11 protein-coding genes are annotated in these 13,996 nt (G+C 41.3%); 7 read left to right on the top strand and 4 right to left on the bottom strand.

Annotation, left to right across the window (positions count from 1 at the left end):
- The first annotated feature begins 188 nt into the window (after positions 1 to 188).
- The 5 genes from QQK00_RS07545 to QQK00_RS07525 all read left to right on the top strand — a co-directional run bounded on the left by QQK00_RS07545 (position 189) and on the right by QQK00_RS07525 (position 4,309).
- On the top strand, positions 189 to 725 hold the full coding sequence (locus QQK00_RS07545) for an RNA polymerase sigma factor (protein WP_284216869.1): 537 nt from the start codon (positions 189 to 191) through the stop codon (positions 723 to 725).
- Between the two features lie 11 nt (positions 726 to 736).
- Positions 737 to 1,714 (top strand): FecR family protein, encoded by a 978-nt coding sequence (locus QQK00_RS07540; protein WP_284216868.1) that lies wholly within the window; start codon positions 737 to 739, stop codon positions 1,712 to 1,714.
- 330 nt (positions 1,715 to 2,044) lie between these two features.
- Entirely contained in the window at positions 2,045 to 2,422 is a 378-nt protein-coding gene (locus tag QQK00_RS07535) for a GntR family transcriptional regulator (RefSeq protein ID WP_284216867.1), read from the top strand.
- Between the two features lie 9 nt (positions 2,423 to 2,431).
- Entirely contained in the window at positions 2,432 to 3,271 is an 840-nt protein-coding gene (locus QQK00_RS07530; RefSeq protein WP_284216866.1) for a hypothetical protein, read from the top strand.
- Positions 3,272 to 3,469: 198 nt separating this feature from the next.
- On the top strand, positions 3,470 to 4,309 hold the full coding sequence (locus tag QQK00_RS07525; protein WP_284216865.1) for a LirA/MavJ family T4SS effector: 840 nt from the start codon (positions 3,470 to 3,472) through the stop codon (positions 4,307 to 4,309).
- 168 nt (positions 4,310 to 4,477) lie between these two features.
- Here QQK00_RS07525 and trxA read toward each other — a convergent pair whose 3' ends face one another.
- Entirely contained in the window at positions 4,478 to 4,798 is a 321-nt protein-coding gene (trxA, locus tag QQK00_RS07520; protein ID WP_284216864.1) for a thioredoxin, read from the bottom strand.
- A 106-nt stretch (positions 4,799 to 4,904) separates the two neighbouring features.
- On the opposite strand from trxA, the gene QQK00_RS07515 reads away from it, so the two are divergent.
- Together QQK00_RS07515 and QQK00_RS07510 are read left to right on the top strand one after the other, a co-directional pair.
- A complete protein-coding gene (locus QQK00_RS07515) occupies positions 4,905 to 5,783 on the top strand; it encodes a LysR family transcriptional regulator (protein ID WP_284216863.1) in 879 nt (292 codons plus the stop codon).
- 132 nt (positions 5,784 to 5,915) lie between these two features.
- On the top strand, positions 5,916 to 8,879 hold the full coding sequence (locus tag QQK00_RS07510) for a TonB-dependent receptor (protein WP_284216862.1): 2,964 nt from the start codon (positions 5,916 to 5,918) through the stop codon (positions 8,877 to 8,879).
- Between the two features lie 10 nt (positions 8,880 to 8,889).
- Here QQK00_RS07510 and QQK00_RS07505 read toward each other — a convergent pair whose 3' ends face one another.
- From QQK00_RS07505 to QQK00_RS07495, 3 genes are all read right to left on the bottom strand, one after another.
- Positions 8,890 to 9,795: a metallophosphoesterase gene (locus tag QQK00_RS07505; RefSeq protein WP_284216861.1), complete on the bottom strand. Its 906-nt coding sequence runs from the start codon at positions 9,793 to 9,795 to the stop codon at positions 8,890 to 8,892.
- 84 nt (positions 9,796 to 9,879) lie between these two features.
- Positions 9,880 to 10,986 carry a hypothetical protein gene (locus tag QQK00_RS07500; RefSeq protein ID WP_284216860.1) on the bottom strand — a complete coding sequence of 369 codons (1,107 nt, stop codon included), beginning with the start codon at positions 10,984 to 10,986 and terminating at the stop codon, positions 9,880 to 9,882.
- Between the two features lie 54 nt (positions 10,987 to 11,040).
- Positions 11,041 to 13,731, bottom strand: a complete 2,691-nt coding sequence (locus QQK00_RS07495; RefSeq protein ID WP_284216859.1) for a TonB-dependent receptor — start codon at positions 13,729 to 13,731, stop codon at positions 11,041 to 11,043.
- Positions 13,732 to 13,996: the final 265 nt, after the last annotated feature.

Here is a 13,996-nt window from a genome sequence, read left to right as displayed (position 1 = left end):
CTGAGCCTTATTTGTTTAAATGTAAACACCACCTTCGGACGATATTATTCTTGCGTTTAAGTGAAGGCCTTGGTCTTTATTTTGGCGAAAATAATGCCAATGCGGTTGTCGGATAGGATTGCTATACGCTAGCAAGTAAGTATACTTTTATCATCGCCTTGGGCACCTCAGCTTTAGCTAAGTGTAATATGTCAAACAATGCCAAACCGTTATCCACAACGCAACAAGTTCATCAACTTTTTAGAACCTACAAAGTTGATTTAGTTAGAAATTTACGAGGAATATTCGGCTCTGGCCCACCTGATCCGGAAGATCTGGTACAAGAGGCTTTTAGCAAGTTACTTACTCATAAAAATGTTGATGATATTCAGCATCCCAAAGCTTACCTCACAAGGGCAGCAGTGAACATGGGGTTAAATCATTGCACCAAGTACAAGCAAACAGAATCATTTATTGACAGTGCATTGGAGAGCGTTGGAGAAACGCTTGTCACAGAAGATAGTCCCGAAGATATTTACTCACTGAATGAGCGTGTCGCTTCGGTATCTGAGGCCATGAATATGTTATCAGATAAACAAAGGGAAATAGTTATACGGTGCCGTATTCATGGCGAAACATATGAACAAATTCGGAATAATACAGGTTGGAGCCTAGCGGATATTAGTCGACAACTAAAAAGCGCAATGTCTATTCTTGCTGATGCGTCTGCATCAGAGGAATCGTAGAGATGATGGTTATGAATAATTCAGAACAACAAGCCGTAGCATGGTTGACGCAACTTTATAAAGGTGAGCCAAGTGACTTAGATAAGCTGAACTTTGTGCAGTGGTTAAAAGCATCTAAAGAAAACGCTAAAGCGTATAAAAAAATAGAACAACAGTGGCGCGATATCGCACTTGACGATGCGCCATTTTTGCAAACTCGTTCAGTGAATGCATTAAATAGACAAGTTGAAGAACGTACATCGACATCTGCGCCAGTACAAAAATCGCAACGGTATGCTTGGTTAGGCGCAGCTGCCTCTATTCTACTCGTCGCTATTACTTATATATTTTGGCCGCAAGAGCATCTTCAACCCAGTATTTGGCAGACAAGCATTGGAGAAAGTAAACTGGTTAACTTGCGCGATGGAAGCGAAGTTACCCTTGGTGCTGCATCAGCAATAAGTGTTGATATGACTGATGCTTTACGACAAGTCAATCTGCAATATGGTACGGCATATTTTGATATCAAGAAAGACGTAAATGCCCCCTTTGAGGTAGTTGCTAACAACGCTGTAATCTCTGTGGTAGGGACTGAGTTTGAAGTAAGAGTAGGTAAGCAAAATGTACGTTTGATCGTCGCTGAGGGAAGTGTTCAGCTCAGTAATTTAGCCGACGAAAATATGCAAAACCTCGGTGTTTTAGGCGCAGGTGACAGAGTATGGGTTTCCGAAAATAGCCAACTAACCAAAGATACGGTTGCGTTAGATAAAATTGCGACATGGAAAGATGGTAGATTAACTTATGTTGATACGCCGCTGTTTGTCGTTATTGAAGATGCTAATCGCTACAGAAATATGCCGATAAAAATTGATAGTGATTCTCTTAAGGACATGCGCATTACTACGTCGTTTAATATTGAGGAAAGTGAAAAGTTATTAACAGCACTTACAAATCATTACGAAGTGCAAATTAAGTACGCGTCTGACGGTGTTTACCTCTCTGATAAGTAACTGCGATAGTTGGCACATAGCATGACACTGTGCCTCTTGTTGGGCCATTCAATGCGCAAACTTGCAAAGATAATATGTGTGGGTTTGAAACTGGCGCAGATTGGGACATCAAGTTAGCGGCAGACGCCCACAAGCGCTGGTAGCTTTGCAGAAAACGCTACACCGTTTTTTAAAGTATGAGCAACTAGCATTAAATTCAAAGCTCAATTTTATATTCATTTGAAATATCCTCTAAAATAAATTCATCTTGTACCAGTTGATATGATGGTACAAGTATGTCAAGCTTGTATTGTACCCCTTTATTGAGGGGTACAATACAAGGTAATAACTATGATCACGATTGATTTAGAATCTGCGACTCCATTATTTAAGCAGCTGATTGTGCAAATTAAGCTAGCGATAGATAAGTCACTACTTGCACCCGGTGATGCTCTGCCAAGTATTCGTCAACTGGCGTCCGACTTAGATGTCAATGCGAAAACAGTCGCCAAGGCATATCGACTGTTAGAAAGAGACCGAATACTTGAATCAAAAGGTGCAAAAGGCAGTTTTGTCAGAACTGATGCATTAGACCATCTCGCATTTGATATTCAGCAGTGGCTTATATCCGAGCTCATCTCAGATATAGATAAATATCGTCTTGCTGGCGCAACAGACTCTGAAATTCGAAATACATTTAGTCAAGTGATTTCCAAATTAGGAAATTAAGGAGAAAATATGTTTGAGTGGCTAACACAAAATCAATATTTTATTATCAGCATGCAAGTGCTAGTAACTATGCTTATTGTGCCAATTATGAGCAGCAGATTGTTAACAAGCATCACATTTAACTACGGCTTAAAAACCTTTCCAGACGCTTCAGCTGAATTGAAGGCATTCTTAGTTTCAGCGAAAAAAGTATTTTGGACGCTTGTCGTATTTATTTTCTGTTTTTCGTGTGCTTTAGTGATTCACGCGATGGTTAATAATACCGAATTACTAAACTGGGACAACCAAAGTGGTTTGATGGTACTTTATTTGCTGTCGATGCTCCCCATTATTACTATGAGCCTTATGCATAGACGTTTGTTTAAGGTACTAAAAGCTTATAGCGGAAGCAAACGCACAGCCTCATTAAGACCTCGATTGTTAAAGGACTTTGTATCGCGCCCTCTTTTAGCAATGATTGTTGCGGCAAACCTTCTGTTTGTTATTACGGTACTATATTTTGTGCAGCATCCATTTGATGGTTTCGCTGGTTACGCTAATCTTGTTGGGCTAATCGTGTTAGACATCCTATTTACTGTGATTATTGTTGTTGTGTTTAAAGATAATAAATCAGGGGCTTTCGCAAAACCTGAGCAGAGGGATGCGTTTAAACGAAAAGCTATTCATATCAACATGCTAATTCTTGCGCTCGCATTGTTTCATATCTCACTAAGTATATGGGTAGCAGGTACTGATTTAAGAGAGTATAAGCTGTTGACACAATCCCTTTTTCTGCAGTTGGTTTTAGTGATAACAGCGGCTACATTGACACTACCCAAAGAGATGTTTCAAACAGACACTATTGCATGAAAAAAGTATTGTTTTCATTGAATATTTTATGAACTGATTCAGGCTGTTAAGCATGAGAGTCTGGCTTGTAGGATTCTTGCGTCAAAGCGCGTTAGTTTGAATTCCTAACTATTTTCGCCATGCGTTCAATTAAAATTGCGAAAACAACATCTATTGACTATGGTTTTATGGACGGCCAATAACAAAGGAATTTCAGTGATGCAATGGAATCAGAATATAGTCGACATAGCCGACCCAGCGAAATATCCGAACGCTCCCAACATAGGTCCATATCAAGCCATCCAAAACTTATTGGTTGACCAGCAACAATGTAGCGAAATACTGTTAGAGTTAAATAGTTTAGTGTTGGAGCAAATTTCCTTGGGCTTAGGTGAAAATGCGGCAATTGTAGGTAAGTCTTCAATACCCGTTGAGAAACAACTTACAATCGGCGATAAAATCGCGAAGCAAATGAATGGGAAATCAATTACTGATGTTGATTTTAGTGCAAACTTGAATATGGGCGGTTATTCAAACAAACGCAAAGTATACAATTCTGACAAGGCTGTGAACCCAAAACTGTCATTAGCACGCTTGGTATATTTATCCGTTTTAGACCGAACAGAAAAATTTAATAATTTTAAAGCGGCTGAAACTCTGGGAAATTTGGCTGCTGATGATGAGTTTTTTAGCCAATTAAGAAAAAAGGCCTTGTTTGTGGATACAGGGGCAGGCTTTGAACACGGTTGGGATGCGCACAGGATTCAGTGGTTCATTATTATGTTTAAATATCATAGTGACAAAACATATTTTCAAAATACGACGCCCATTGCTCTATATTCTAGTTTAGCCGATGACCTTAGATGCAAAAACATGGTTGACAAAAAAGTGGGCGGGGGGACGAAATACCTATGGGATGATGTGGTTGATTGTGAGACTGCCGCCATAGGTGCTCCAGCTTCAGCTAACAGTCCTTGGAATTTTACCGCACCTGAATGCATTACGCAGACAATTACTCGGCTTGCTAGAATATACCCGCTAAGTGATGTTTACATGTAAGCGCTGCAACTGCTAGTGCTTTAATACTATGCGGCATAACTTAGTCCCTGCACGGGACGTTTGAGGACGCCAAAATCAAATGCCTTTCCTATCGGAATTCAATATTTTCCGGGGCCTGCGACTTTCTACAAATCTTGGCTCCACCAATCAATTTCCCTAACTTGAGGTTTATAGGTTTTCAGAAACGAACTCACGCAGTTTTGGTAGTGATACCGCTCCTACGTTAGATGCTTCCAGTTCACCGTCTTTAAACATTACCAGCGTTGGAATACTGCGGATACCATATTTTTGCATCAGCTCCTGTGCGTTATCAGCATCCACTTTAACCACTTTTAATGTATCAAACTCCGTCGCTACCTCTTCAACAATTGGTGCAATCACCTTACATGGGCCACACCACTGCGCAAAGAAATCGACTAATACCGTGCCTTGATGCGCTTCAACTTGTTCTGCAAAATCATTTGCCATTATCTCTTGTACATTCGTCATTTGTTTTTCCTTCAGATTAATTAGTGAAATGAGTGTAGCCAAGTTGACCTTTGTTGATTAGATAGGTTAAATAGAATTGTTTGTTGCAAAAATGGAACAGTAGGAAATGAATACACGTTTAGATGATTTATCGATGTTTGTATCCCTCGTTGAAGCGGGCTCCTTTACGCTTGCGGCTAAGCAGTTGAATATTCCCAAATCAAAATTAAGTCGCCATTTAGTGCAGTTAGAGCAAACAATAGGCAGTCAGCTACTAATACGGACTACACGCAGTCAACAATTAACCGAGAGTGGCTATTTATTGTATCAAGCCAGCAAGACTCATATTGATGCTTTGAGGGGGGTTGAAGAAGAAATAGGGTCGTTTATTAACGAGCCTAAAGGGCAGCTCACCATTTTGTTGCCACTTGAGTTTTTCAATCAGGTCATTAGTAGCCTAATAACTGAGTTTGCTAAAAACTACCCCAAAATTAAACTTAATTGCAGTCACTATTCAGGTTCATTGCCAGACAACGATCATCTCTATGACTTGACCTTTGTACTGCATGAAACTGACTTACCTGCTTCCAACTGGATAGCAAAGGCACTTTTGAGTTTTCCTCAATCAATTTTTGCTGGGCGTGATTTTGAAAATAACGAAGAGCTTGAACTAAATGCATTAAAAGAACTCCCTTGTATTCTGAGTGAGCAGCAGGAACAGTGGTTGTTCAGGGATGGAACCGACATTCAATCGGTATCAGTAAAAGGGAGGGCTAGCTTTTCAAGTCCAAGTATGCGATTACAGGCGGTGATGCAGAACCTAGGCGTTGCTAAATTACCTGATTATACCTGCCAGGAAGCATGTGATTTACAGCGTTTACGATTGGTTAAACAGCCTGTCGCCATGCAGCTAAGCGTATTATATCAAAGTCGTGACATTCCCATTAAAACACGCGTGTTTTTAGATTTTTTCCAAAGCCATCTAGGCCGCTTATCAAATGATTAATGCTACGAATTGTCTTTTGCTACCGCAGCATTTCAGCGTGGATTGATGTTTACTAGGGGATTTACCTGTCTGACAAATAACTGCAATAGTTAGCACATAGAATGACAGCTATGTTCGTCGTCGTTGTCATTTATGAATAGTATTAGGCTGATTGTATACGTAGTAGCGCTTTCTACTGTGTTTTCATGGAAGGTAACACAGGCTCAATCGAACACGCGACATTCTAACCATTACCTTTTTTCTATTGAGCGTCAGCCTTTAAATACGGCGTTAGTAGAATTTGCCAAGAATACCGAATTGACGGTAGTCGCCCCGAGTTTATTAACTGCGAACAAAATCTCAAACCCCTTGTATGGCTACCTCGCACCGATCAATGCGTTGAACAAAATGTTACTCAATACTGGACTACGGGCTGAAATAGATAGTAACGGCATTATTAGTGTTGTCGTTGAAAAGCCTGCCAAAGCAGACAAGGTTTATCGAGAAGACATATTGGCAGACTCGCGTGCTGATAGCACGGTGAAAAATAATATTGATGAGGTAGTTACACGTCGACAACATCAGAGTTATCCAGCACAGCAGGCGTTCAAAAAAAACAACTATACAATTGCTAATTTACTGACGAGAGATGTACTTGATGAATACCCTTCACTTAACCTTGTCGAGTCACTTACATTAGTGCCTGGCGCAGCAATTTCTAGAGATTCTGGTGAGGGGCGGCAACTTTTTTTAAGAGGCTTACCAGCACATTTTGTGAATACCCAGATTAATGGTTTAGATATTTTATTTACCAGTGATTCCGCGATTGACCAACGAGGCGGTGCTGCCCGCTCACGCGGTTTTGATTTCAATTTGTTTCCACCAAATATGTTTGATGCAATTGTGGTGTCAAAGAGTCCAGATGCAAAAACAAGCGAGGGAGGCGTTGCCGGAAACGTCAACCTTCTCACGTCAAACCCCTTAGAGTATGACATTAACTCTGCCAGCGGTGATGTCAGTATTGTATTGAAAAATAACACACTCGACAGCAGACTGACGCCGAGTTTTACTATGTCTGGCAATAGGCGTTGGAATACGTTTGCGTTGTCTGCAAACCTCCAGTATTCCGACATCAACTCGGTTGAGCATGGTGTTCACAATTGGCGTTGGTCAAAATCAAATTTTGCAAAGCATACCCTCGAAAACGCAATTAATATAGGGGTATATGATCGTCTTGTGCATGCAAAAGACGATAACAGAGTGTTTATTCCTGAAGGCAATAGTATTTCTGCGTGGGGGAACGCTAGGCAACGACTAAGTGCAGTGGCTGATGCCGCTTGGCAGTTAAACCCAGAATCGTCACTATTAGTTAAGGGGTTGTTTGGCAAATTAACCAATACTCGTCGGCACTTTCAGTTGGCAACGGCAGGTACAAATGGTTTAAGACCGAATGTTGATGGCTCGCAACGGCTGCGCGAAGCACAAATCAAACAAGATAGTTTAGTCTATGCGGCATTTAGTAACATAGATTTAAGAACGGAGCATCAGCGGCAGCGCTCATATACAAATTATTATCAAATATCGAGTGAATTCACTTGGCGTGTGTCACCACGTTTTTCAAGCGCTATGACACTTGGTCGGTCTCAATCAATATTTGAAGTGCCAGAAAACGAGAAAATCTTCCTTGAAGCCACAGATAAACCGCTGACTATCGATTGGCGAAAACCTGAAGATGCGACGTTTTCATATGGATTCTCAGTTGATGCTCCCAACAACTGGCGATTAATGCGCTCTGACGTACGCGAAGATAAAATTGCTAACATACACAATATAATTAAATTGGATACTGCGTATCATATAAATGAGCAGGTAAGGCTTGAAATAGGCAGTCAGTTAAAGCATTTTACGTCTAGCGGATGGGAGCGGCGGTCAAGTGTAAATTGGTTGCAAGAAACGAAAGTACCAGAAGTATTATTTACGCTTACTGATTTACCACTTCAACAGCCCTATGTTGTTGCGCAACATTCCGCGACATTTGCATCTATTGAAGCGAGTGGCATTCAGCATCGCGATTTAAGCGACCTAGATGTGAGATTGGGCACAGATTATCACCTTGATGAGAATACACAATCATCATATGCGCAGCTAATTTCTAGCTATCATTTGTTAGATAGGCCAGTCACCTCACAAATTGGTCTAAAGTATTTTAAGACTAAACAAACGGCAAGGGGTGATTTTTTTGAGCAAGCAAACAGTGAAGTGACGCGTGAATATGACTATTGGTTACCAAGCCTTAATGTTAAATTTGCGATTGACGATGCGTGGGGGTTGCGCGCTGCTTTATCCAAGAGTGTCGCAAGAGCAAATATCAATGAGTTGAAACCTACCGCAGATGTAAATGTTGCTGACGCTTTTATTCAATTGGGTAATCCGGCACTTCGCCCAGTAGAACTTACGTCAGCAGATATATATTTGAACTATGTGTCTAGTCATGGTTCATTTGAAGTGACCATGTTCAATAAGTCTTTTCGGCACTTTATTACCGAACGGTCGTTTACGACGGAATACCTAAATACGGGTTTACCTGACGCGTTGCTAAACCCTGATATTCGACTAACGCCTCAAAGTGAATTTACCGTTAGTAGCCCAATAAATGGAGAAACAACTACTATCAACGGTCTTGAAATTGCGGGTACTTGGTCATTACCTGCACCTTTCAACGCATTTGCGGTATATGGCAATGCTAGCTTCAATCGGGGCAGTACGCCTATTGTAAAAAATGGAGAAAGGCTAAATATTCAAGTGCCTGGTTTATCAAAACGCGTAATAAACGCGACACTTGAATATGCATCGGATGCTTGGCGCTTACAAATTCTTGCGAGTTACCGTAGTAGCTATGTCAGGCAAATCGGTCAAACACAAAATACCAGCGAAGGCTTTGACGACATGCTCTTCTGGGATTTTAGTGCAGACTATGATGTCTCTCCCGTGTTGAGTTTGAATTTTACGGCAAAGAACCTTACCGACGAAACGCTTAAACAGTTTCAAGATACTAGACCTCTTATTTATCTTCGCAGTGGTAGACAGTTTCTCGCCGGGTTTAAACTGCACTTTTAGTTCTTTATTTCTAATCCAGTATTTCTAAGCTCATTGAGCCTTGTTTGCCCGTGCCAATTATTTCAATGTTGGTATCATTAAATTTTACTCTGCTAAAGGCAGTTTCTTCTGTATCAAGCATGGCATTGAAGGTCACAAAGTGTATGCCGCTGAATTTAGCGTAGTTTCCTGAATGATTGTGACCGTTAAACCAAGCTCTTACGCTTTTATAATTCGTCAATAAATCTAACACATCATCGGCGTTCCATAAGTTGTGGCGATCTTCTGGATATACTGGAAAATGGCTAAGTATGACAACATGTTGTTTTAAATCGTCGGCGATTTGAAGTTCACTAGCAAGCCATTTAAGTTGAATTTCACCAATACCTCCATTCCATGTTTCTTCGTTTTGATACTTTTCTTTATACAAATGCATGTTGCGTCGATGTTCTTCGCTTTCTTTTGGCCAACCAAATGTGCTCACATCGTTGCCATCGACGACGACAAAACGCCAATTTTTTCGCGTAAAACTATAATAACGCGCGGGCATGCCTAAAAGGCGGTGTATATCAGCCTTGTACTTATTGGCAACCGAGTAATCGTGATTACCTAACACATGGTATAAGGGGACATTGAGCTTTTTGCTGATGGAAAAGAGTGTTTGAAAACTCTCATAGTGAATGTCTATGAAGTCCCCCAAATGAAATACGCCTTCAACATTGCTATCATTGAAATTGTTGACTGCATCTGCCAATTTTTGCGGACATGAGCGATACAAACGCGCGCCCTTATTCTCTATATTTGCATATTGGCAATCCGCAATTACCCCAAACTCAAGGGGGCTTGCGTCTGCGCTTAGTGAAGTCATTAGCATAGCTAAGAAACCTACCGCATAAATTGAAAAAGGTAATTTACCCGAAAATGATAATCTGTCCATTTGTAATATTCGCTATTTAAAAGTTGAAAGCCTATATCCTGAGATATAGGCTATTTGGGTGAAATTAGTTACACACGTCGCGCATTAGTTTGAGCGGCATTCTTTTACTGCTGTTTTCCAGTTGAAGAACGAATTGTAGGCATATTGCCCACCTAAATAAGCAACCAACTTACCGTGCTTATTTACTCTGAAGCCACTTGCGCCATCAGCCCCTTCATCTGTCACACCTGATGAGCTTCCTATTGTCGTTTGTGCCGCTGGATTAGTGTTTGTAGATACCGTAAATGTTTGATTCCCGGTAAAAAATGCTGGGTAAGCCTTAACACGATTGCTGCCAATATTTGCGCCACATATTGTGCCACCAGTGTAAGAATGGACAACGTACCATTTGTTAGTACTATCTTTAACCAACTGCGCATTTTGTCCGACACTTTGCCCACAACCAGTATCACTTGGGGTGCTGTATCGGTTCGTCCAGTTAAACGCATTTAGATCTATATCACCTTCGTTGTTAGTACCCACTTGGAACAAGTCAGAGGTACGTGCTTTGTACGCAATCCCTTTGTCTTCTCCCATGTGATGAAGCACTAGCCATGTAAAGTTACCAACTTGCGCTAACCAAACGTCCGTTATTTTATTTAAGTCGTTTTGTGTGATTTCGCCAGCCAGACCTAGGTGCCCTGTGCGTGAATACTCATTGACTCGCACTTTGCGTTGATTTTCTGAGGCAATAAATAAGTAGCCTCTGTCTCTACCACTGTTTGTAGGCGCAGGTAACCATGCCATGCCTGAAGGGTGCTGTTCAGTTATTCTAAGTTTGTTGGTCAAGGACATGGTTTTATTAGATGACACAATATCTTGGCCGCTATTAAACATGTTACTGCCCATTTTAAACGAAAGGATTTGTCCTTTATCATTTCCTTGTGTTTCTGAATGCGCAATAAATGCCGTGTGCGAACCATCACTCCATTCATGCGAAAGTTCGAATGATTGATGATGATCACTGATTTCTAAGGCGTGGTCACTTTCAGTATCGGCTTTAAAGTCTTGACAACTATTGCCCAAGCTTGACAGCACTTGGCCAATAGGTTTGTTTAATTTTGGTTGCACGTAAAAATTGTTTGCGTGTGTTATCAAAGGTGTGCACAACAACAGGCCGCACAATCCTACAGATTTAAAACTTACTTTCATTGCTATTTCCTTAGTGGTAAAAAAACACCGACATAAACGTCGGTGTTGGTTGGGTTAAAATTGGAATGAAATTCCGACAGCAAAATTTCGACCGCTCTCGGTAAATGATTGTGTTCTGTGGTCGAGGAATTGGCGGATACGTTCATCCGTCAAGTTGCTTGCCTCAAATGTAAGTTTGGTCGCGTCGTTCAGGTTGTAAAATGTTTTAAAATCAACAAACGTCGTATCATCAAACCCTGCAACTATATTTTGCTCCGATCCTTCGCCAGTAATAAAGTCATCACGGTATGAGGTAGAGATCCTTGCTCCCCATATGTCAGTTTCAAAATAGAGTGTGAAGTTGTATGAAGTTTCTGATAATCCTGGCGGGGTAACCTTTATCGCTTGCCCCTCATTGAATAAGGTAGTTTCACCATCAGCTAAGGTAATATTGCCCAGTGCGCCTAACTGGTTAAAGGGCGCTGGCAAAAATGTAAAGTCTGACTGAAACGCAAATTCAATCCCTGAAACGTCGGCTTTATCTCCATTGATAGGCTGAGATACGTTAAATTCAGATGTTTCGGTCACGCGAGGATCAAAGGTCAAGAACTCAAGTGGATACCCAGTTTGGTTGTATGGAAGCGTTTGCGATTGCTGAACAATAAAAGAATCCATGTCTTTCATAAAAAACGCTAAGGCAACACTGGACGAATCGCCATAGTATTCCAAAGATGTTTCGAATGAGTCCGCAATAAAGCGCTTCAGGTTTGGGTTTCCTGCGTTAATAAATTGGTCGGCAACAGCCACTTGACCAGCTGCTCTAAGCTGACTTAAGTTAGGACGCGAAATGTTGCGATTAGCGCCTGCGCGAATTAGCCAATTATCGGTAATATCTAGCACAACAGCGAGGCTTGGCAAAACGTCAGAATATGAACGTGTAAATACGGCTTGTTCAAAGCCATTTCCGGTGTTCACTTGCCCACTAGACACTTGGTCTGTTTCATACCAGCGAAGCCCTGCATTGCCTCTAAAGCGCATGCCGTTAATATCTGTTTCCCATAGGTACTGCCCGTAAATACCTAATGTATCTTCTTCGATTTCATACACTGTACCAGGGCGATTAAACGAAGCATCAAGCGTTCGAGATATTAAACCAGTAGCGACAACACGCTCGAATGTAGCTTGATTGTTGGCGATAGCGTAGGGGCGTAAAATAGGAATGTCTGTCAATTGAAAAACGGCATCGGGTGCGTCGGCATTGTTTTCCCAATCAACGCGATTTCGACGTTCAAATCCACTGGATTCATAAGACTTTGATTGGATACCAAACTTGACCGCGTGCTCATCATTTACTTGGTAATCAAAGTCGGCTTGAAACGTTGTGTAATTGTTTGTAATTTGATCTTCTCTGACGTCGGTACGCATCAGTGACCATTCGTTAAAATCGGTGATATCGAAATCGTAGGTATTCTGGCCAAAGTCGGCGTTGCGCCAATCGACTGAGAAGGCATGGTTTTCCGCTTCGCTAAAGACTTTGTCGTGAATGGGTTGGTCAAACTCAGAATCAGAGGTACCTAATAATAGGCTTGCAAAGAAATTGTCTGTCAGCTCGATATTACTTGTTAGCGTTGCTTGGTAAAACGTTGTTTCTCCAACGCTTACTTTTGATTCAGTGCGTAAGTCGAGATTTTCAAATGATGCAAAGACTAAATCATTCCCTTCAATAGCGGCATCCACTAGTAATTGAGATTTGTTGACATCACCAGTAAAAGCATTTGTACCTGCGGTAGAAATTTGATTTTCGATGCGATCATTGGACAACTTCCCGTAAAGCACATCCAAATCAAATGACACAGTGTCTGATGCCTGCCATTGAAACGCGCCTGTGATTCCGAGGCGCTCTCTCGTGTTCGCCCACGACGCAATATTGTTTGCACGGGGTACAAAAACACGGTTTTTGCCAGTTGAATTTACTAGTCGATCACGAACAGATGAATCGACGCTATCGGCGACGTTATCCGCGCCAAAACTTGCTTGGCGCCATGACCACACATGGTAACCTTCTTCAATAGTATCTACTTCAGAATAAGCGACGGATACTAGTGCCCCAAAGTTATCCCAAGTGTTGGCGACTAGTGCAGCAATTCTTGGGTCGGTGTTTTCCGTTTTATCATTGTAAATTCCCTTAAGGTTAACCGCGCCATGTACGCCTTCATTAGCATAATCAAATGGTTTGGCGGTAAATAAATCGACGGTGCCGGCAATACCGCCTTCATCTAACGAGGCGTCGTATGATTTTTTTACATCTATTCTATTAAATAACTCAGATGCAAAAACGCTGAAGTCAAAATCTCGCGTACGGGAAGCACTGCCGCGCTGGTCAATACCTGAGTCAGTGGTGAACAACGCCTCCATGCCATTAACTCTAGTACGCGTAAAATTTGGTCCTAAGCCCCTTAGTGATATTTGTCGCCCTTCGCCTGAATCTCTTGAAATAGATACACCTGGGATCCTTTGAAGTGACTCCGCTAGATTTGCGTCAGGAAATTCTCCAATGTCTTCCGCAAAAATACTATCTTGAGAGCCTACGGCTTCTTTTTTGAGTGACTTGTTGCGGGCAAGATTTGATCTAAACCCAGTAATTTCAATTTTTTCTACACCTGTTGTGGCAGCGTCTTCCGCTTGCGCATGCGTTGTGGGCAACAATAAGGTACCGCAGAGAACTGCAACAGTTGATGCTAATGTGTTTAACTTAAATCCTTTCATAATCCCAAACCTATTGTGTTGTTAGTTGTGTAAGTGTGTTTTTCAACGCGTCTCTATTATTCAAACGACGCTATATATTTTGAAAACACACACAAGACAAAGTCGGGCAGTATTTTTTTCAGGATTTAGATAGGTTTAACAAAAGCTTCATATAAATACGTGTTTTAGTTGCAACGATTTCCTAGTTCCAACAAACTTTCTTACAATTAAAAACGTTCTCATTCATGCGTCTGTCATCTAGCCTTTTGGCTTGTCATGTAGTTTA

Origin of the sequence: Agaribacter marinus (assembly GCF_030160655.1) — a bacterium.
Classification (GTDB): Bacteria; Pseudomonadota; Gammaproteobacteria; order Enterobacterales; family Alteromonadaceae; genus Glaciecola; species Glaciecola marina.
This window is presented reverse-complemented; position numbering and strand designations above follow the sequence as displayed.

Coding starts and splice junctions, on each gene's coding strand:
- QQK00_RS07545 (WP_284216869.1), top strand. CDS start 189: ATGTCAAACAATGCCAAACCGTTATCCACAACGCAACAAGTTCATCAA.
- QQK00_RS07540 (WP_284216868.1), top strand. CDS start 737: ATGAATAATTCAGAACAACAAGCCGTAGCATGGTTGACGCAACTTTAT.
- QQK00_RS07535 (WP_284216867.1), top strand. CDS start 2,045: ATGATCACGATTGATTTAGAATCTGCGACTCCATTATTTAAGCAGCTG.
- QQK00_RS07530 (WP_284216866.1), top strand. CDS start 2,432: ATGTTTGAGTGGCTAACACAAAATCAATATTTTATTATCAGCATGCAA.
- QQK00_RS07525 (WP_284216865.1), top strand. CDS start 3,470: ATGCAATGGAATCAGAATATAGTCGACATAGCCGACCCAGCGAAATAT.
- trxA (WP_284216864.1), bottom strand. CDS start 4,798: ATGACGAATGTACAAGAGATAATGGCAAATGATTTTGCAGAACAAGTT.
- QQK00_RS07515 (WP_284216863.1), top strand. CDS start 4,905: ATGAATACACGTTTAGATGATTTATCGATGTTTGTATCCCTCGTTGAA.
- QQK00_RS07510 (WP_284216862.1), top strand. CDS start 5,916: ATGAATAGTATTAGGCTGATTGTATACGTAGTAGCGCTTTCTACTGTG.
- QQK00_RS07505 (WP_284216861.1), bottom strand. CDS start 9,795: ATGGACAGATTATCATTTTCGGGTAAATTACCTTTTTCAATTTATGCG.
- QQK00_RS07500 (WP_284216860.1), bottom strand. CDS start 10,986: ATGAAAGTAAGTTTTAAATCTGTAGGATTGTGCGGCCTGTTGTTGTGC.
- QQK00_RS07495 (WP_284216859.1), bottom strand. CDS start 13,731: ATGAAAGGATTTAAGTTAAACACATTAGCATCAACTGTTGCAGTTCTC.